General features: G+C 39.2%; 25 protein-coding genes. 10 read left to right on the top strand and 15 right to left on the bottom strand.

Annotated elements, in window-relative coordinates; translation table 11 throughout:
• Positions 1-178: 178 nt before the first annotated feature.
• From AC1M9L_RS14170 to AC1M9L_RS14160, 3 genes are all read right to left on the bottom strand, one after another.
• Positions 179-1,552, bottom strand: coding sequence for a dihydrolipoyl dehydrogenase (locus AC1M9L_RS14170; RefSeq protein ID WP_481592478.1), 1,374 nt, complete (start codon positions 1,550-1,552; stop codon positions 179-181).
• Between the two features lie 317 nt (positions 1,553-1,869).
• Positions 1,870-2,295, bottom strand: coding sequence for a protein tyrosine phosphatase family protein (locus AC1M9L_RS14165; protein ID WP_180000531.1), 426 nt, complete (start codon positions 2,293-2,295; stop codon positions 1,870-1,872).
• Positions 2,288-2,623: a protein tyrosine phosphatase family protein gene (locus AC1M9L_RS14160; protein ID WP_035269714.1), complete on the bottom strand. Its 336-nt coding sequence runs from the start codon at positions 2,621-2,623 to the stop codon at positions 2,288-2,290. Before AC1M9L_RS14160 ends, AC1M9L_RS14165 begins: the two co-directional genes overlap by 8 nt.
• A 123-nt stretch (positions 2,624-2,746) precedes the next feature.
• On the opposite strand from AC1M9L_RS14160, the gene AC1M9L_RS14155 reads away from it, so the two are divergent.
• From AC1M9L_RS14155 to AC1M9L_RS14145, 3 genes are all read left to right on the top strand, one after another.
• On the top strand, positions 2,747-3,646 hold the full coding sequence (locus tag AC1M9L_RS14155) for an alpha/beta hydrolase (protein ID WP_481592477.1): 900 nt from the start codon (positions 2,747-2,749) through the stop codon (positions 3,644-3,646).
• Positions 3,643-4,068, top strand: coding sequence for a thioredoxin TrxC (gene trxC / locus AC1M9L_RS14150; RefSeq protein ID WP_481589621.1), 426 nt, complete (start codon positions 3,643-3,645; stop codon positions 4,066-4,068). The genes AC1M9L_RS14155 and trxC overlap by 4 nt, the downstream gene beginning before the upstream one ends.
• Before the next feature lie 80 nt (positions 4,069-4,148).
• A complete protein-coding gene (locus AC1M9L_RS14145; RefSeq protein ID WP_218945426.1) occupies positions 4,149-4,517 on the top strand; it encodes an acyl-CoA thioesterase in 369 nt (122 codons plus the stop codon).
• Positions 4,518-4,589: 72 nt separating this feature from the next.
• Here the strand turns inward: AC1M9L_RS14145 and AC1M9L_RS14140 are convergent, their stop codons facing one another.
• Positions 4,590-5,090: a DUF4442 domain-containing protein gene (locus AC1M9L_RS14140; RefSeq protein ID WP_035269707.1), complete on the bottom strand. Its 501-nt coding sequence runs from the start codon at positions 5,088-5,090 to the stop codon at positions 4,590-4,592.
• A gap of 28 nt (positions 5,091-5,118) precedes the next feature.
• The gene (locus AC1M9L_RS14135; RefSeq protein ID WP_035269703.1) at positions 5,119-5,607 is read right to left on the bottom strand and encodes a YajQ family cyclic di-GMP-binding protein; all 489 of its coding nucleotides are present in this window, start codon (positions 5,605-5,607) and stop codon (positions 5,119-5,121) included.
• Positions 5,608-5,698: 91 nt separating this feature from the next.
• Here AC1M9L_RS14135 and AC1M9L_RS14130 point away from each other — a divergent pair, with 91 nt between their 5' ends.
• Complete coding sequence (locus tag AC1M9L_RS14130; RefSeq protein ID WP_092768890.1) at positions 5,699-6,010, top strand: rhodanese-like domain-containing protein; 312 nt, start codon at positions 5,699-5,701, stop codon at positions 6,008-6,010.
• A 48-nt stretch (positions 6,011-6,058) separates the two neighbouring features.
• Here the strand turns inward: AC1M9L_RS14130 and mnmC are convergent, their stop codons facing one another.
• The 4 genes from mnmC to AC1M9L_RS14110 are packed head-to-tail and all read right to left on the bottom strand — an operon-like array spanning position 6,059 to position 9,380.
• Entirely contained in the window at positions 6,059-7,963 is a 1,905-nt protein-coding gene (mnmC, locus tag AC1M9L_RS14125) for a bifunctional tRNA (5-methylaminomethyl-2-thiouridine)(34)-methyltransferase MnmC2/FAD-dependent 5-carboxymethylaminomethyl-2-thiouridine(34) oxidoreductase MnmC1 (RefSeq protein WP_481592476.1), read from the bottom strand.
• A gap of 32 nt (positions 7,964-7,995) precedes the next feature.
• The gene (locus AC1M9L_RS14120) at positions 7,996-8,430 is read right to left on the bottom strand and encodes an SH3 domain-containing protein (protein WP_092768912.1); all 435 of its coding nucleotides are present in this window, start codon (positions 8,428-8,430) and stop codon (positions 7,996-7,998) included.
• A gap of 1 nt (position 8,431) precedes the next feature.
• Positions 8,432-8,734, bottom strand: a complete 303-nt coding sequence (locus AC1M9L_RS14115; protein WP_035269693.1) for a YciI family protein — start codon at positions 8,732-8,734, stop codon at positions 8,432-8,434.
• 31 nt (positions 8,735-8,765) lie between these two features.
• Positions 8,766-9,380, bottom strand: coding sequence for an inner membrane-spanning protein YciB (locus AC1M9L_RS14110; protein ID WP_035269690.1), 615 nt, complete (start codon positions 9,378-9,380; stop codon positions 8,766-8,768).
• A 44-nt stretch (positions 9,381-9,424) separates the two neighbouring features.
• Here AC1M9L_RS14110 and AC1M9L_RS14105 point away from each other — a divergent pair, with 44 nt between their 5' ends.
• On the top strand, positions 9,425-10,279 hold the full coding sequence (locus tag AC1M9L_RS14105; protein WP_035269688.1) for a PHP domain-containing protein: 855 nt from the start codon (positions 9,425-9,427) through the stop codon (positions 10,277-10,279).
• A 64-nt stretch (positions 10,280-10,343) separates the two neighbouring features.
• On the opposite strand, the gene AC1M9L_RS14100 is transcribed toward AC1M9L_RS14105, so the two are convergent.
• Positions 10,344-11,255 carry a bestrophin family protein gene (locus tag AC1M9L_RS14100; protein ID WP_035269686.1) on the bottom strand — a complete coding sequence of 304 codons (912 nt, stop codon included), beginning with the start codon at positions 11,253-11,255 and terminating at the stop codon, positions 10,344-10,346.
• Between the two features lie 103 nt (positions 11,256-11,358).
• Positions 11,359-12,045 (bottom strand): RadC family protein, encoded by a 687-nt coding sequence (radC, locus tag AC1M9L_RS14095; RefSeq protein WP_035269684.1) that lies wholly within the window; start codon positions 12,043-12,045, stop codon positions 11,359-11,361.
• Between the two features lie 115 nt (positions 12,046-12,160).
• On the opposite strand from radC, the gene coaBC reads away from it, so the two are divergent.
• Entirely contained in the window at positions 12,161-13,426 is a 1,266-nt protein-coding gene (coaBC, locus tag AC1M9L_RS14090; RefSeq protein ID WP_481592475.1) for a bifunctional phosphopantothenoylcysteine decarboxylase/phosphopantothenate--cysteine ligase CoaBC, read from the top strand.
• Positions 13,427-13,489: 63 nt separating this feature from the next.
• On the opposite strand, the gene secB is transcribed toward coaBC, so the two are convergent.
• The 4 genes from secB to rsgA all read right to left on the bottom strand — a co-directional run bounded on the left by secB (position 13,490) and on the right by rsgA (position 15,806).
• Complete coding sequence (gene secB / locus AC1M9L_RS14085; RefSeq protein WP_035270796.1) at positions 13,490-13,948, bottom strand: protein-export chaperone SecB; 459 nt, start codon at positions 13,946-13,948, stop codon at positions 13,490-13,492.
• Between the two features lie 23 nt (positions 13,949-13,971).
• Entirely contained in the window at positions 13,972-14,229 is a 258-nt protein-coding gene (gene grxC / locus AC1M9L_RS14080; protein WP_035270794.1) for a glutaredoxin 3, read from the bottom strand.
• Between the two features lie 12 nt (positions 14,230-14,241).
• Positions 14,242-14,655 carry a rhodanese-like domain-containing protein gene (locus AC1M9L_RS14075; RefSeq protein WP_035270792.1) on the bottom strand — a complete coding sequence of 138 codons (414 nt, stop codon included), beginning with the start codon at positions 14,653-14,655 and terminating at the stop codon, positions 14,242-14,244.
• Positions 14,656-14,747: 92 nt separating this feature from the next.
• Positions 14,748-15,806, bottom strand: coding sequence for a ribosome small subunit-dependent GTPase A (rsgA, locus tag AC1M9L_RS14070; RefSeq protein ID WP_035270790.1), 1,059 nt, complete (start codon positions 15,804-15,806; stop codon positions 14,748-14,750).
• A gap of 124 nt (positions 15,807-15,930) precedes the next feature.
• On the opposite strand from rsgA, the gene orn reads away from it, so the two are divergent.
• The 4 genes from orn to AC1M9L_RS14050 form a co-directional block, all read left to right on the top strand.
• Positions 15,931-16,485: an oligoribonuclease gene (gene orn, locus AC1M9L_RS14065; RefSeq protein ID WP_035270788.1), complete on the top strand. Its 555-nt coding sequence runs from the start codon at positions 15,931-15,933 to the stop codon at positions 16,483-16,485.
• A 181-nt stretch (positions 16,486-16,666) separates the two neighbouring features.
• Positions 16,667-17,401: a Bax inhibitor-1/YccA family protein gene (locus AC1M9L_RS14060; protein ID WP_481592474.1), complete on the top strand. Its 735-nt coding sequence runs from the start codon at positions 16,667-16,669 to the stop codon at positions 17,399-17,401.
• A 160-nt stretch (positions 17,402-17,561) separates the two neighbouring features.
• Complete coding sequence (locus AC1M9L_RS14055) at positions 17,562-18,365, top strand: enoyl-ACP reductase FabI (protein WP_092768909.1); 804 nt, start codon at positions 17,562-17,564, stop codon at positions 18,363-18,365.
• A gap of 161 nt (positions 18,366-18,526) precedes the next feature.
• Positions 18,527-18,748, top strand: a 222-nt coding sequence (locus tag AC1M9L_RS14050) for a hypothetical protein (RefSeq protein WP_481592473.1), incomplete at its 3' end; no start/stop codon positions are given.

Genomic DNA, 18,748 nt, shown 5'->3' with positions numbered 1-18,748 from the left:
AGTGAAACCTCTTAGCGCTGATGGTAGTGTGGGGTTACCCATGTGAGAGTAAGTCATCGCCAGCTCATTATTCTAAACACCCCCTTCAATAGAAGGGGGTGTTTTTTTATATATAAAAATTGAAATAAAGATATAAAAATAAAAGCCCTCATTAGAGGGGCTTGTATCAAACAATAGATTAAAGTTGTCGTCGAGCGTGTTTTAACGCAGTTCTTAGGCCTTCCTCTAGCGTTGGATGGTAGAAAGGGTGATCTAGAATTTCATCAACAGTAAGATCACTGGAGATAGCCCAAGCGAGCAAATGTGCTAAATGTTCTGCTGAATAACAAAGAAATTCTGCTCCGAGAAGTTTACGTGAGTATCGATCGACGTAAACCTCTACAGCCCCAATATTTTGTCCATTGACAATCGCTCGTCCTTGCTTTTCGTAGGATACGATACCTGTAACAAACTCATGATTGGCTTTACGCAGTGTGTGATAATTGGAGCCGATCCCTGCCATTTCTGGTGAGCTAAACATAATACCCAATGGGGTAAGACTTTTTTTATGACTCGATTGATGTTGATCGAGGCAATTATGAACCGCCAATTTACCTTCATAAGATGCTTCATGCTGGATAGGCGTTGCAGTAAAAGCATCACCTACAATGTAAATGGGGTAGTCACCAAGCTGTTTAGTGGTTGGATCAACAGGTAATTTCTTTAGATCAATGAATTCATCATTTATATGCTGAATATTTAAAGAATCTAAATTCGTGGTACGACCAGTCGCAGATAATAGGTAATCAACTTCTATAGATTGATTACTATCTTTTTCGATAAAGTTAATTTGAACTTTATCTTCGCCTAATTTCTCAACCTGCTCGGGTAAAATCTCATATTTGATATTTAATTCTTTTGAGAATATTTCTTGAGCAAGCGTTTGTAAGTCTGGGCTAGTCAATGAACCAATTTTTTTACTGCGAGCAAAAACTGTAGTTTCCACACCTAGACGCTGCATGGCTTGTGCAAGTTCGATTGCAATGACACCACTTCCAATTACAGCTAAACTTTTTGGTAAAGTAGGTATTTCAAAGACTTGATCAGAAGTTAAATATAAATGACCAAGTTTTTGTTGCCAATCTTGATTTACTGTTGGTCTTGAACCAACAGCGATAATGAACGATTTAGCTTGGTATTTCTTATTATTAACATTGATTGTGTTTGCATTTACAAATGTTGCGCGACCTGAAATTTTGTGCGCTGTAGGCCATGAATTAACGTCCTTCAGTGTTGCATTTGTAAATCGATCACGTAATTGTTGTACATGTTGCACAACATCTTTAGTGTCAATTTGAGAAGAAATTTTTAGCCCAAGTTGTTCTGAAGTTCTCGCATTATAGGCAAGATTAGCTGATGAAATTAGAACTTTACTCGGCATACAACCTACTCGAGCACAAGTGGTATCCCACGGACCGTCGTTCACAATAAGTATATTTTGTGTAGTTTTAATGGCTTCTTTATAAGCTGAAATACCAGCAGTACCAGCTCCAATAATAATGATATCGTACATATTGTATTGACTAAGAATGATTTGAATTCACTATATAAAAAAACCTTCGATGAAGAAGTTTTTTTTTCAATTTATTACACTTAAACCTTTAACTTTTGGTGATATCCACATTATTGAAAATTTGTATCATTTAAAACTAAGTATTTTCATGGTTGTTATTGAAATAAGATGAAAGAAAAAGGCGCTTGTGCGCCTTTAAAATGAATAAAATACATTTATCTTATAATGATGTACCTGCATGCACACCAACAGTTGGTTTTACATTCATCGATGTGCAACCGAGTAAAAGAAACGAACAACATAATGCAATACAAATTTTATTCATGAATAAGTCCTAATGAATTTGCTTTATTAAATAGTAACGTAGAACGACTACCTGACTTACATACTAAAAGTATAGGTTTAGGTAGACTATTGTAATACTTCGCAAACTCATGAACATCTGCATCTGTTATTTGACCTGAAATAACAGGTTGGTAAATCAAACTGATTTTAGACTTTTCGGCTAAAGCTCTTAATTCACTTGCAGTTGTTTCGTTACCTGATTCTTGATCAGGACGGTTAACGATCACAGACTTAAATCCCTGCTGCATTAAGGCATTGAATTTTGTAGCCGTCATATGACCCGATACACTCACAGATGGATTAAGTGCTTTACTGAGCGGTTCTGATGCTGAATGACTTAGCGTTACGATACTAAAAATGAAGGTGGAAAGGATGAATCTAAACCACATCTTAGTCATCAAGCAAATCCATTTGTTTTGCTAATTGGTAAAGATTGTTAGAGCGATTTCCCGTACGACAGAACATTAATACTGGTTTTGGTAGCTCATTGAAATGATTTGCAAAAGTACGAACATCAAGCTCAGTAATTTGACCTGCAACTACAGGTTGATATACATAATCTAAGCCTTGAGCGCGTGCAGCTTCTTCAATTTGGGCACTTGTTGGCTGTTCTGGTCCGCCTTCCATATCGGGGCGATTATTAATCACAGATTTAAATCCTTTTTCAACAACTTGAACTAAATGTTCTGGCCCAATTTGACCAGCAAAACCTACATTTTCACTCATTGCGTCACTCCCAAAATAAATTAAAAGACTATGCTACTATCATAGCATCTCGCTCAGATATGAGCTTTGATCGACACAAAAAATTTAAAATAAAAATCGTATGAATACATGCATGGAGCACCTATGTACGATTACACCGTAGAGCCGCTGTACGTACAAAAAGCAAATGAGTTGATCGCTGCTGACCTTTATTTGCCTGTCAAAGTTAAAAGACCTCCTGTGCTTATTATGGCGCATGGTTTTGCAGGATTACGTCAATTCAAATTAATCCAATATGCGCAACGTTTTGCTCAATCAGGTTTCGCGGTTGTACTCTTTGACTATCGTTGTTGGGGAGGAAGTACGGGTAAACCACGAGAAATGGTCTCTGTCCGTCAGCAGCTAGAAGATTGGTATGCTGTGATTGCGCATATCAAATTATTCCCTTTGGTTGATGGGCACCAGCTTTTCTTATGGGGAACGGGTCTGAGTGGCGGATATGTTCTAAAACTTGCATCTGAGTTAAATGGGATTCGGGCTGCAATAGCGCAAGTACCCTTTGTGGACGGAAATGCCAGCAGTAAAATTTATCCAATTCAACATATGGCGCAGGCTTTAAAGTTATCGAGTCAGGATTTAATGGCAGCCAAAGTTGGACGTGTTGGAAAAAAAATGCCTGTCGTTCATCCTTATGCATTAAGTTTTTACCCGAGTCAGGATAGTTATCAAGGGTATATGTCGATCGTTGATTCAAACTATTATTGGAGCGGTGAGGTGCCTGCAAGAGCTATGTTGGACGTCATACGATTTCGACCGATTACTACGGCAAGAAGTATTAAAATTCCTGTGTTATTTATTGCTGCCAAGAAAGATGCAGTTATTCCCATAGAAATTAGTCGTGAAACGGTAACCAATATGTCACCTTATGTGGAATACCATGAGTGGAATATGACACATTTTGATATTTATCAAGTAAATTGGATGGAAAGCGCAATCAAGCTTCAATTAGAATTCTTAGATCAAAATAGAGGAGTAAACTCATGATTGTTGTTTGTCCATCTTGTGGCGCAAAAAATCGTGTACCTGAAGATAAAATCCAATCTCAGCCGAATTGTGGTCAATGTCATGAGCATTTGATTCCGCTTGCCCCTATTGAGCTGAATGAGCAAAACTTTAGCAACTTTATTACCAACAGTGATTTACCAGTATTGATTGATCTCTGGGCAGAATGGTGCGGGCCTTGTAAAATGATGGCACCGCATTTTGCTGAAGTAGCCAAATCAAATCCGCATGTGGTTTTTGCGAAGATAGATACTGAAGCGAATCCGCGCTTAAGTGCTGCCTTTAATGTTCGTAGTATTCCAACGTTGGTATTGATGAATAAAACGAATGAAATTGCTAGAATAAGTGGTGCATTACGTGCAAATCAATTACGAGATTGGTTAAATCAGCAATTAAATGCTTAACCAATAGGCCAATATTTGGAGTGACTGTGTCAGATTCTCAACTTAAGCCAGAAGGTACATTATCCCTTCAAACCATTGCTATGCCTGCAGATACCAACTGGAGTGGGGATGTTTTTGGTGGTTGGATTGTTTCACAAATGGATTTGGCTGGAGCTATTCATGCAGAGCGTTATACAAAAGGTCGCTGTGCAACCATTGCAATTAATCAAATGACATTCCTTGTGCCTGTTAAGGTGGGTGATGTCATTAGTTGTTATACTAAAATTTTAAAGCTCGGAAATACCTCAATTCAAATGCAAATTGAAGTATGGGATAGTCACGACTCTTCACGTCCAGCGAAAAGAGTGACAGAAGGTGTTTTCACTTTTGTTGCGGTGGATGTGAAAGGGGCAAAACGCCAGATTCCAGATGATGTTAAACAAAAGTTTCAAGAATCTCTAAGCATCTAATCACAAAAAATCCCAACATCGTTGGGATTTTTTATTAGGGAAACTTTTTTAGGATCAATATGATCATGAGCTTTATTGCTTAAGTTGAGATTTTGCAATCCAAGCCCAGAGCATTTCACATTGAATTGGCTCTTCGCCAGATTCATCTGTCACGATCACCTTGACAAGGGTTTCACCTTTTTCAGACTCTTGCATCTGTTTTTGTTGATCATCAGTCAATGTAGCGACTGCGGTCATCGCACCTTTAGATGGGCGTTTGAAATCTACTTTTAAGCTTTTTATTAATACGATTGAGGTATCGGGTACATTCATGCCGGTAACAAAGCCTGTAGCTGTTTCAGCGATCAGCGCCATTGCGCATGCATGCACTTGACCAATATGGTTTTGCATTGCTTTATGGTTTTCGATTTTAACGACAACTTTAGCATGACTAACTTCAAGATAACGTAATTTGGCGGTTCCCACCATTGGAACGACACGGCCAAAAGCTTTGCTCCACAAAGTACTACGGATACCTTGTGGAAACTTAGATGTCGCTTTTACTAACTTAGATAAACGATTGCCTTTTGCCATGATCAGTTCCTATGATGGAGCAAAGAGATTAGTCTTTGAAGTTGTTAAATTGAAGTGGGATACCGAATTGTTGTTCTTTTAAGAACGCCATAACTTGTTGTAATGTATCGCGCTTCTTGTCAGTGACTCGGATTTTATCGCCCTGAATAGAAGATTGCACTTTGATACCACTTTCTTTAATGGCTTTATTAATTTTTTTTGCTGTATCAGAGTCAAGACCGTCTTTAAGTTTAATCACTTGAATGACATTTTTGCCAGATGCTGTCATTTTTTGCGGATCTAGTGCTTGAACGTCGACTTTACGTTTATAAAAGTGATTTTCCAGCATGTTGTAAACTTGCTCACATTGGAAGTCACTTTCAGTCGAGATCTTAATTTCTTTATTTTTTTCGTTTAATTCGATCGAAACGTCTTGACCACGGAAGTCGAAACGCGTTCCGATTTCCTTTTGTGTGTTTTGAACTGCATGATTTACTTCAAAAATCTCTAATTCTGAAACAATATCGAAAGATGGCATAGTTTAGACCTTTACAAATAGAAAGAATATCTGAGATGCTAGGGATGTTTTCTTCATTTGCCAAGTGTTGTTTACATCAAAGGAGTGCGCAATGATCCGTAAACAAGAAATTACAACATTTGAGTTCCCAGCTGACGCGATTATCTGGGATGTACGTGATACAAGTGCTTATGCTGAAGCACATGTGAAAGGAGCGGTGAACCAACCGATTTCCACACTTTCAGCAGAAAGCCTGACTCAAGTTGCAGCGGATCAACCGATTTACATTTTATGTGGCGGCGGAAGTAAAGCACCACGTGCTGCAGAACTATTAGAAGGCTTTGATAGTTCACGTGAATATGTGGTCTTAATGGGTGGTACTCGTGCTGCTCGTGAGGCAGGATTACCTTTAGAGCAAGGTTAATCATGGTTGAAAAAAAGCGCCTTATGGCGCTTTTTTAGTTTCAATAAATCATGGTGATTGAGTTTTAGCCTGAAAATATGGCTTCTTTATTCTTACTTTCTTTCTAAATCGATGAACATTGAGTTTATTGAGTAAAGTTTCAGATACAGGGCATGCTGTTTTTAAGATTTGAGCCACTAGAATTTCAGCACACAAAGGAGCAAATAAAAAGCCTTTAGAGCCCAAACCTGAGAGTGTATAAATTTCAGTATCAGATTTAACCTGACCTAAAAGCGGAAAATAATCCTGACTTTGTGCACGAACAGAAGCTCTACCATGCCAAGAATGATGGTCAGGAAATTGTGCAGCAATATCTGGTGCGAAATCTGCAAGTAACCTGTAGTTATGTTCATGATCTTCATCAAGAACATCTTGATCATCTCGATTAGGGTAAAAAGAAGCACCTAAAATGATTTGATGATCATTTAAAGGCATACAGTAGCCACCATAGCTATATGCTTCATTTTTCTTGAACTGTGTGGATGAAACATGGTTAAACCAGCTAACTTGACCACGTATTGGTTTTAAAATCGGGAAATCATCAAAAAGATTCATACTTTCACGGGCACAACAAATAATCACATGGTCAAATTGATATTGTTGTCCAACATGATCTGTTATACCGACTTGATGATTGGCAAGTAGATCCCACGATTTGATTGTCGCTTGCTGAAATTCGATCAGTTCATTCGATAAAATTTCTTTAGCCAAATCATGCGGTCTGATTGTTCCAGCCTGTTTCAGGGTGAGGAATGCTTGGTTGAACAGGCTGTTTTCAGCGGCAGAATTTGCTTCGAGTATGTTTTCTGGATATTGATTTGCAAGATCGAGAAGTTCATCAACGTGTTTAAGAGGGATTTGATGGACTTGTGCTTCGTCAAAGGCTTTAAATTTTGAATAATGGTTCATCGCATGTTGCCATGCTAATGTCATCAAATGATCGGCACTTTGTTCAATAGGACAGAGTTTGGGATTCAATAAAGCCAGAGGATTTCCTGACGCGCCACTTAATGGCTCATGGCGGTCAAATAGGCTGACGCGGTGACCTCTTAATGCAAAGGCATAGGCACAACTTAAACCCGCAATTCCAGCGCCTACAATGCCTATACGGCGTTGAGAACTTGAGTGTGGTTTGTATTGGTAATCTTCGGGAGAGAGCTCACTTTTTTCAGCCTCTTCGTCTAAAGGCAGTAAAACTCCCTTTAGCATTTCACGTTTGTGTCCGAACCCTTTTGGGCGTGTAATTTTCACGCCGTGTTTTTTTAATCCTCTTTTGAGGATGCCAGCAACACTGAAAGAGGCAAAAGTAGTTCCAATATCTGATAGTCGAATAATTTGATTCAGAACTTGTTCTTCCCACATATCAGGATTGCAGGCAGGAGCGAATCCATCTAAAAACCATGCATTGACAGTGCTAGTTTTGGCAATAGCTGGAAAAACATCATGTGCATCACCTAACCAAATATCAATACTAAAACGCTCATCTGGAAAATGAAGGCGGTGGCATCCTGCAATCGGCAGTGGATATTGGGCAATGAGTTGATCTGATAAATGTTTCAGTTCAGGCCAAGCATTTAAAGCTCGGATCAGATCAGTCTTGCTCAATGGAAATTTTTCCACCGTAATGACATGCAGTTGACTATGATTATTTGGACGAATTGATTGCCAAAGTTGCCAAAGGGTGAGGATATTTAAACCCGTGCCGAAGCCAGTTTCTCCGACTGTGAAATGTTCAAATGGTTTTAAGTCCGATAGGCGTTCATGTAGATCATTACCATTGATAAAGACATGACGCGTTTCAAGAAGGCCATTGGCTTTTGAAAAATAAACATCACCGAAAACTTTAGAAACTGGAATATCGATTCCATCAACGAGTTGCCAATCGAGATCAGCAGTTTGAATGGCCTGAGTCAAAATTTGAAACCTTTGAAAAGCGTGTCAGTGGTTTACCACTGACGACGTCGTTTTGTATAGATGTAACTGGCAATAATAAAGCCGACAAAAATACCGACAGCCATTGTTGCTGCACCGTACAAAAACATTTGAGCACTACGTTCACTTTGAAGCACCTGAATTTGTACACCTAAATTATCATTTTTTAGTTGTAATTCTTGATTCTGTGCTAAAGCTTCTAGGTTTGCTTTTTCAAGCTGTTGGAGACGTGTTGCTTGGTCTTTGACTAAAGCCTTTACTTTTGCTTCTTGAAGCGCTTTATTTCGTGCAATTTGTTCAGCTGTAAGTGGCTTTGCAGGCGTAGCTGTTGCTGGCTGAGACTGTGCAGCTGGATTCGCTGGTGCAGCAGTAGTTGCTGCGGGTTCAGCCCAAGCTGAAGATACCAATGCAAAACTGATGAAAAGAGCAGAGCGTGTCAAATTCATCATCTTATTCATGTGGTAATGCTTTATTAAAAGGTTTTACGTCAATGCTGGCATAAATACCTTCTTTTAAAAAAGGCTCATCTGCTAACCATTCATCTAACGCTTCACGGCTTTCAAAATCTAAAATAAGGGTGCTGCCATAAAATCCAGCTTGTGGGTTATTACGATCTTTTGGCATCGCGCCAGCGACGATTACGCGACCTTCCTCAGCCAGTTTTTCAAGGCGTGCAAGGTGTTGTGGGCGTGTTGCTAAGCGTTTTTCAACAGTACCTTCTTGGTCGGTACACGTCACTACAAATAAGGGCATGGCGAAATCTCTATATCCTCTTTCAACACGATTATTCTTCTGCAGATTTAAAGTGTTTTCGTAAAATGATGAATTGAATAATGATAAATGAAAACATCACAATCATGTCACCAAAAGCAGTAAATTCACCCCAATATTTTCCATCCATGAACACGAAAGCAAAGAAAATATGCAATGATGCCATACCAACAAACATCGCGGCCCAAGCATAGTTTAAATTTTTCCATCCCTGCGGTGTTAAATTTAAAATAGGACCAAATAAGCGTTGAATGAGAGGTTTGCGGTCTTTACCAAAATAAGGTGAAATTAAGAAAGCACCAGCAAATACAAAATTCAAGATCGCTGCTTTGAGACGAATATAAAAATCATCACTCAACATGAGAGTAATCCCACCAAAAATCACCGTCATAAATAAAACAATCCATTGTTGTTTATCGAGATGAAATTTTTGGCGGACAAATAATGCACCGTAGACCACGAGCATAGAAATGATTAAGCCCGTTGTAGCAACGAGAATATGGTTATTATCGACGCCACCTGCAGAGCCGATCCATTGCAGTAAAGGGTGATTGTTATCTTTGGGATCGACAGTTTTGTAAAGCCAAAAGAAAATTATGAGTGGCACAAAGTCTAAAAGTGCTTTCATGTTAAAGTATCTATGCAGTTCAGGTGGATGGATTAGTATAAAAGATGCAAGGCGTAGATTTACACACACATAGTAATATTTCTGATGGAACTTTGTCGCCAGAGTTACTGGTTCAAGCTGCGCTCGAAAAAGGGATACATACCCTTGCACTGACTGACCACGATAGCATGGATGGTTTGGTTTTGGCTGAAAAAGTTGCAAAAAATCAACCAATTCAAATTATTTCAGGTGTGGAAATTTCAAGTCAGTGGTCTAGACCTTCGACCAAAAAAAGTTATGGTGTGCATGTGGTCGCACTGAATATGCAATCACCTGATCCTTTGCATAAGCTACTAGAACAACAAAAGATAATTCGAGCTGAACGTGCTCAACTCATCTGTGAATTGTTGAAGCCTCTTATTGGAGAGGATATTTACGCGGATGTGGTTGCGAAGGTCGAGGGTATACCTGATCGTGTGACACGAACCCATATTGCGAAGACGCTGGTCGAGAAGGGTCATGTTTCACGTCCGCAACAAGCTTTTGACAAATATATCAAGGAAGGTAAAAAAGCTTATGTTCAGTTTGAAGGACTTGGTCTGGAGGAAACGATACGTGTAATTCATGAGGCTCAAGGGTTTGCTGTTTTGGCACATCCTACCCGTTATGATTTATCTGCGACGAACATTCGTTATTTGATTGAAATATTTGCACGTTACGGAGGCGACGCAGTTGAGTTGCCACCTGCGATTGAGCCTACCTCGACGCGACAAATGGTAGACCGAATGATTGCCGAATTTGGGCTTAAAGTATCAGTTGGAAGTGATTTCCATGGAGATAATATGCCATGGATAAAATTGGGGAATATCCCTCAAGTGAAAGAGGGGCAGGTTGGCATCTGGGAAAGTTTTATTGTATAGAAATTCTCTTATAACAACGGATAAGAGAATTTCAGGCGGCGATAAGACATTCAGTTGTCATGAATCAAAGTAAGTTGTGATCTTGTGCTTGGATCGGTGGAGGAGTTGGTTTTCCTAAAGTCCCGAGTAGTTCAATCTCGATTGTACGAACCATGGCATCGAGTGGAAGATCATTACTTTGTGTACCAAAAGGCTCTTCTATTTCAGAGCTGAGCGCATCAAGCCCCAAAAACGTATATGCTAAAATACCGACTAAAAGTGGCGTCGCCAAACCGAGCACCGAGCCTAAACTAAATGGAAGCATAAAACAGAAAAAATAAACGGTACGGTTTAAGAGTACTGAATAAGCATAAGGTAAAGGAGTTGTAGCAATACGATCACAGCCTGTTTGAACCAAACTTAATTCAGTTACATGTTGGTTCATTTGTGTATAAATAATGTCTGAAATTTCGCCTTCTTTCAGTGACTGCATCAACTCCCATTGAATCAAACTTAATGTGTATTGTGGAGCATTGGCTTGCTGGTAAAGTTGAGTTAAAGCTTGTGGGCTCATGCCACTGGTTTGATGCAAAGCATCGGGACTGACTGTTTGATGACGAAGACGGTCACGCAGTACGTTAGCAAAAACAATCATATGCTGAATTACACGTTCACGACGACCTTGCGGCAAGATCCGGCAGTCTCGATCGAAATGTCGAGCATTGGCGATTAAGCTTCCCCATAATTTACGCGCTTCCCACCAACGGTCATAACATGCCGAATTTTTGAAACCTAAAAAAATCGACAATACTACTCCGATCAGTGTAAACCCAACCAAAGGAATTTCAGGGAATCTATAGAGATTTATATATTCAATTCCCCCCACGATTGCTGAAATCAGCATAACGATTCCAAGTGGAGGTAATACCTTCGGTAAGATGGTTCCACGCCATGAAAATAATAGTTTTAGCGTATCGGTTTGATCACGAACAATCATGTAAATCAATCTTTCATTTTTCTATGATCTTCACTAGTTCAGCGAGTATTGTCAATGATAAAAAATGGAAACTTCGAGCAATTTTATTCTGTAATTTATAGACTTATTCTCGGATCAGTTGGTGCTCCATAAAAGAGTAGCTGCCTTCGGTGGAAATGATGACATGATCGAGTAATTTAACCTCAATTAAATTACAAGCTCTACTTAAAGATTTCGTCAAATTGATATCGTCAATTGAGGGCTGAGGAATTCCTAAAGGATGATTATGTGCAATAATCACAGCACTCGCCTGAGTGTGGATGATATGTCGAATAAACTGATTAATTGAAACTGCACAGTGGTTAGTAGAACCAAAGAATAATTTTTTAAAATTAATTTTTCTGAGCCTTGCATCTAAACAGAGTACCGCGAAAATCTCTTGAGATTCGCCAATAAGTTCATAGCGAAGATAATCTTGAATTAAATCAGAGCGACTTAAATCAATTTGTTGGTTCAATTGATGTTGCAAGTAACGCCGTCCAAGCTCTTTTACAGCCATCAATTGAGAGTATTTAGTGTCTCCCATGCCATGGAACATGCGAATTTCGTCTATCGATGCATCAAACACTGCATTTAAGCTTCCAAAATGTTGCAACATCAATCTTGCTAATTCGACCGCAGAATGTTGTTGAGATCCTGATCTTAAAAAGATGGCGAGGAGTTCTGCATCAGAGAGGCTATGAGCACCTTGGCGGAGTAATCTTTCTCGCGGTCGTTCTTGTTCGGGCCATTGTTTGATCGAATTATTCATTATTATTCACTGTTTTAAATTATTTTAACTTTTGAATATTCACCAAGGTATATCTTGGGTGGCAGAATATTTAATGCTATTGTGAGCGCCACTGCAATAAAAAGGTGACGTGATCTTGAGTTTTGATCTTAGTGTGTTCTCCAATAAAAATATTATTCTTGCTGTTACTGGTGGTATTGCTGCTTATAAAAGTGCCATCTTAGTACGCCGACTTAAAGATTACGGATTTAATGTCCGAGTTGTAATGACTCAAGGTGCCCAAGCTTTTATTACGCCGCTTACCTTTCAAGCATTGTCGGGTAATCCAGTACATACTGAACTTCTAGATACAGAAGCTGAAGCTGGAATGGGGCATATCGAATTAGCACGATGGGCGGATTTGGTACTTGTTGCTCCTGCCAGTTGTGACAGTATTGCCAAATTTGCTTGTGGATTAGCGGATGATTTACTCAGTACACTCTATTTGGCAACAAAAGCACCTGTTTGGATCGCACCAGCCATGAATCAACAAATGTGGGCGGCTAAAGCAACACAGCGCAATTTGAGTACTTTGGTCGATGATGGTGTGCATGTTATTATGCCTGAGGCGGGTTCTCAAGCGTGTGGCGATGTTGGATTAGGACGTATGCCTGAGCCTGAAGTTTTAGCTGAACAGGTACGAGAATATTTCCATAAAGCGCAGCGTGCAATTGCAGAAAAATTTGGCTTGCTGGCGGGTAAAAAAGTGACGATTACCGCAGGTCCAACTCGAGAGGCAATTGATCCAGTGCGCTATATTTCAAATCACAGCACTGGAAAAATGGGGTTTGCTATTGCTGCTGCATGTTATTCAGCAGGTGCTGAGGTGACACTGATCGCGGGTCCTGTCAGTTTAGATACACCGAATGGGGTGAAGCGTTTAAATGTATCTTCAGCGAGGCAGATGCTTGATTTAAGCATGAATCAGTTGGAAACAGGATGTGATGTATTTATTGCGACAGCTGCCGTAGCGGATTATCGTGTTGCAGAAGTTGCGGAACATAAAATCAAAAAAGCTGGTGATGAGTTAGCTGTCTCTCTTGTTAAAAATCCTGATATCGTGGCGACGATAGCTTTGCAAGAGAAACGTCCATTTATGGTCGGTTTTGCAGCTGAAACGCGTAATGTTGAAGAATATGCCGCAGGTAAATTGGTGGCTAAGAAACTAGATATGATCGCATGCAATGATGTTTCAAGAGCGGATATTGGTTTTGCTTCAGATGAAAATGCGATGACTGTGTTTTTTGCTGAACAATATGAAATGGAAAAACGTGATCTTGAAAAAGCTTCAAAGCAAGAAATTGCACAACAATTGGTTGAAGCTATCCATGATGCATTACATCAAGAAAAACGACCTGTTTAAATGTAGGATATAAAAAAGACCGCAAATGCGGTCTTTTTTATAAGGGTAAACTTAATCAGACGATTAAGCTTGACCTTCAGCAGCTGCAGCTTGAGCGCGTTGCATGTTCGCCTCAAACTCAGCATCAAAGTTAATCGGTGTAAGAAGTAATTGAGGGAAGCTACCTTTAGTTACAAGATCGTTCACCGCTTCACGAAGGAATGGGAACAAAATATTAGGGCAATAAGCACCAAGAATGTACGGAAGACGTTCATCTTCAACGCCATCAATCAAGAAAATACCTGATTGTGTTACGTCTACGATAAATGCAGTTTCACCTGCATTCGCAGCTTGTACAACCACTTTTAAAGAAACTTCAAAATGAGTTGGATCTACTTTTTCAGCTGATGAAGAAAGATTGATGTTTAACTCAGGTTGCCATTCTTTTGTAAAAACCGCAGCACCAGGAACTTCAAAAGAAATGTCTTTTGTATAAATACGTTCTAATGCTAATTGTGGTTGAACTTGTTGTTCTTCACTCATTCTTAATTCCTTAGATTTAGTGATTATGCCAATAATTCGTCTAGTTTACCTTCACGCTCTAAAGCATAAAGTTGGTCGAAACCACCGATGAATTGATCTTTAATGAAAATTTGTGGCACTGTGCGGTGGTTGGTTTTTTGCATTAACTCAACACGAACCTCAGGTGCTTCTTTTGATAAATTAATTTCTTTGTACTCAATGCCTTTACGTTCAAGGAGTTGCTTTGCACGTACGCAATAAGGACACATCGTTGTTGAATATACAGTCACTTGAGCTGTCATTTTACAAACTCCTTAAGCTTTTTTGCTTTTTACTAAAGGTAAGCCTTGAGCTTTCCAGTTACTAATGCCACCGTCTAAACGATAACTATCTGTATGACCGACTTGTTGTAAAGCAGAGCCTGCAACTTGGCCTAAATTACAAATGAATACCAATGGACGGTCCGCAGCTTTTAATTCTTCAACATTGGCAGCAATTTGACTATATGGAATATTACGACTACCGCTAATATGACCTTCACGGAAATCTTTAGCATCGCGCAAATCAATCAGCATCGCATTTTTAGCTTTCACTAAAATTCCGAGCGATTGTGGCGAAATTTTACGACCACTACGTTGTCCTTCAAAAACGAAAAACAAAACAATAAGGGCCCCTAAAATTGCAAATAAAAAGGGGTGATTCCCCATAAATTCGAACCAACGTTCCACAAATCACCTAATGACTAATTAAAAACTGCGTTGAGTATAACGTATATATATGGTGATCAAAATCACTGCTTCAAGGGCGTGCTTAAAGAAAACTAATTTTTTTGTTGCGCCTCAGTAATCTCATCTATTAGACGTAAATAACTTTCTAAACGTCTTTGTAAAATATCACCATTTTTGACACCTTCTTTAAGCGCACATTGCTTTTCGTGCGTATGGGTGCAATTGCGATACTGACAATGTCCTAAGAGCGCAGAAATTTCAGGAAAGCCACCATCGATTTTCTCATGATCTAAATGCCATAAGCCAAATTCACGAATACCTGGGGAATCGATTAAAGCACCATTTTCACCAAAACGAATTAAACGTGTTGAGGTCGTGGTATGTTGACCGAGTGCGGAGTTTTCTGAAATGACATTGGTTTTTTGATCAGCATCAGGAATGATGGCATTAATAAGTGTACTTTTCCCAACACCTGATTGACCTACAAATGCAACAGTTTGGTTGTCAATACGTTGAATCAACTCATCTAAATTACCATTAGATTGGGTCAGGATGAAGTCATAACCAAGTTGACGATATTCTTCTGCTAACAGCAAAATTGGATCATTTTCTTTCAGTAAATCACATTTGTTTAATACTAATAAAGCAGGAATATTGGCATCTTCACATGCAACCAAATAGCGATCGATCAGGGTTGGTGCAGGTTCTGGTAACGGTGCAATGACGATGACGATCAGGCTGATATTTGCAGCTACTGGTTTTACTTTGTGATAACGATCTGGGCGAGTCAACAAGGATTGTCGCGGTTGAATCGCTGTGATAATACCTAAGCCAGTATTTGGATCTGCTTGCCATTTTACGCGATCACCTGTAACCAATAATTCTAAATTGGTACGGGTATGACAACGCCAAACGCTATTCAGCTCAATAGGTTTCCAAAAAGGTTCTGGCTCACCTTCTTTGGTATCTGGTTTTATTGGATGTTGATCAGGCAAGGAGAGGGCTTGTACTTCGAGTTGTCGACCATAGTGTTGGACGACTAAGCCTTCTAAGTCGTGAGACGTGTCGAGTTCTTCTTGACGTGTTTGATGTTGTTTCTGAATACGACGTTGTTGTTGCTCTGTCAAACGACGCTTACGAATTAAAGCCATTCACAACCTAAAAAACCTTGAAATTTAGATGGCAAAAATAGCATGATGAGCCATGGATTTACAGCCAAGATCGGAATAATTTGCTACTATCCATCTTTAATTTAGCCCAATAAGATTGCACTTTATGAGCAGCACCCCAGATACCCGCTTAATTTGGATCGACCTTGAAATGACAGGGTTAGATACAGACAATGATCAGATTATTGAAATTGCAACGATTATTACGGATGATCATTTAAATATTCTTGCTGAAGGCCCAGTGTTAGCTGTACATCAGTCAGATATTATTTTAAATGCGATGGATGAATGGAATACACGTCAGCACGGGCAATCTGGACTTATTGAACGCGTACGCCGTAGTAAGTTAACTGCGCAAGATGCTGAGCAACAAACACTTGAATTCTTAAAAAAATGGGTCAATCCTAAATCATCTCCAATGTGTGGAAACTCAATTTGCCAAGATCGCCGTTTCTTACATCGTTTAATGCCAGAGCTTGAGCAGTTCTTCCATTACCGTAATTTGGATGTGTCTTCTGTTAAAGAGTTAGCAAAACGCTGGCGCCCAGAAATTATGAGTGGTTTAAAGAAAAATGCTTCTCATCTTGCGATGGATGATATTCGTGATTCAATTGCTGAATTAAAGTATTACCGTCAATATTTTTTCATCTCAAATAATTAAAACGTTCTGCTGAAATTTTAGAAAAGGGGCTAAGGCCTCTTTTTTTATAGATTTTATAAATGATCGAAAGAACAAAGTATTAATTAAAATGTTTAAAAATTGATAGCAAAAAATAAACTGACTTTTATGCTGATAGATCTCAGAATAGTGAAAATTTAAGAATGATAACAGAGACTAAGTTATGCAAAGTAGTAATCCGATTTTAACCCGTGTAGAGACTGTATCTAATTATCAACAACCCATGACGATTCAAGGCGCGATTCAGAAATCTGTTGTATTAACTGTGATTTCGGCAGCGGTGGGTATCGCGCTGTTTATTTATAGTTTTATGACTTTAAATGTATCACTCGCCTATGCTAGTGCGATGGTGGGGGCGATTGGTGGATTCATTCTGGCACTCATTACTACTTTTAAGCAGAATACTGCTCGAACTTTGGCTATTCCATATGCTTTATTTCAAGGTGCATTTTTAGGGGGTATTTCAGTCATATTTCAACTGAAATACCCTGGTGTTCCTTTAAAGGCCTTGCTCGCAACATTTGTCACGACTTTGGTGATGTTCGCGCTTTATCGGTTTCAAATTATTCGTGCGACTGAGAAATTTAAAGCGGTTGTGTTGTCAGCCACCATTGCGATTGCGATTGTATTTGTTCTCCAATTTATTATGAGTCTAGCTTTTGGTTCGAGCATTCCATATATATTTGATAATAATTGGCTAGGTTTAGGATTTGCAGCTTTTGTGGCCATTATTGCATCATTAAATCTAATTTTAGATTTCGACCTGATTGAAAATGCCGCAGCTCAATATGCGCCTAAAGCGATGGAATGGTTATGTGGAATTGCCTTATTAGCCACTTTAGTTTGGATGTATTTCTCTTTCTTGCGTTTAATTGGTCTACTGTCTAGTAATGACTAATGTCGTTCAGCTAAGGCGTGTAAAAAGATCAGACTGATATCTGATCTTTTTTTAGCGTCTAATTCGGTTTAACAATTTTTTGAAAAAAGATGCATTATGCAATTTCGTAAATGCTCTAGACTTGGCATCATGCATGAAAATTAATTTGAGTGAGAGTCACATGGCACAAGGACTATTAGCAGGTAAACGTTTTTTAATCGCGGGTGTTGCGAGTAAATTGTCGATTGCATTCGGTGTTGCAGAAGCTTTACACCGTGAAGGTGCAGAATTGGCATTTACCTATCCTAATGAAAAAATGAAGAAGCGTGTTGATGACTTTGCTGAACAGTTTGGTTCAAAACTAGTTTTTCCATGTGATGTTGCTGTTGATGCTGAAATCGAACAGGCATTTGCTGAATTAGCAAAACATTGGGATGGTTTGGATGGCGTAGTGCATTCAATTGGTTTTGCACCAGCACATACTTTAGATGGTGATTTTACTGAAGTTACTGATCGTGAAGGTTTTAAAATCGCGCATGACATCAGTGCCTATAGCTTTATTGCCATGGCTCGTGCGGCAAAACCACTTTTAACTGCTCGTCAGGGCTGTTTGCTCACACTCACTTACCAAGGTTCAGAGCGTGTGATGCCAAACTATAATGTTATGGGATTGGCGAAAGCATCTTTAGAGGCTGGTGTTCGTTACTTGGCTTCAAGTTTGGGTGCTGAAGGAATTCGTGTAAATGCGATTTCAGCTGGTCCAATTCGTACGCTTGCGGCTTCAGGTATCAAGTCTTTCCGTAAGATGCTTGATCTGAATGAAAAGGTTGCACCTTTAAAGCGTAATGTCACGATCGAAGATGTAGGTAATGCGGCATTATTCTTATGTTCACCATGGGCGAATGGTATTACTGGCGAAATTTTATATGTAGATGCTGGTTACAATACGGTTGGTATGAGTGCAGATTTAATGCTAACAGAATAAACCTCATCTTAATAAGAAATAAAAATCGGCAATTTATTGCCGATTTTTTTACATTTTTTAAAGTTCATTTATGTAACCAAGACTAGGTAAATCGTATTTTTTTTGATTAAATATTAAGAAATTCTTTAGCCTTATTAAATTATAAAAGACAGATAATAACCATGCTTGCCAACATCTTTTCGGCATTGGAACAGCTCGGCCTAACCGCCCAAAACAGAGCCCTCCACATCCAATTCAGTCATTCACAACTGAATAGCCAAGTCTTCCTCCAACGCATCGATGGCAGCCATGTCCTTAACGAAGGCGTGCAAGCAGAACTCATCTGTCTCTCGACCAATGCCTTAATTCCACTCAAACAATTCATCGGCACACAAGTGGCCGTC

This window comes from Acinetobacter sp. ANC_7511, from assembly GCF_056779975.1.
Note: the sequence above shows the minus strand (reverse complement) of the source record. Positions and strands in the feature narration are given on the sequence as shown.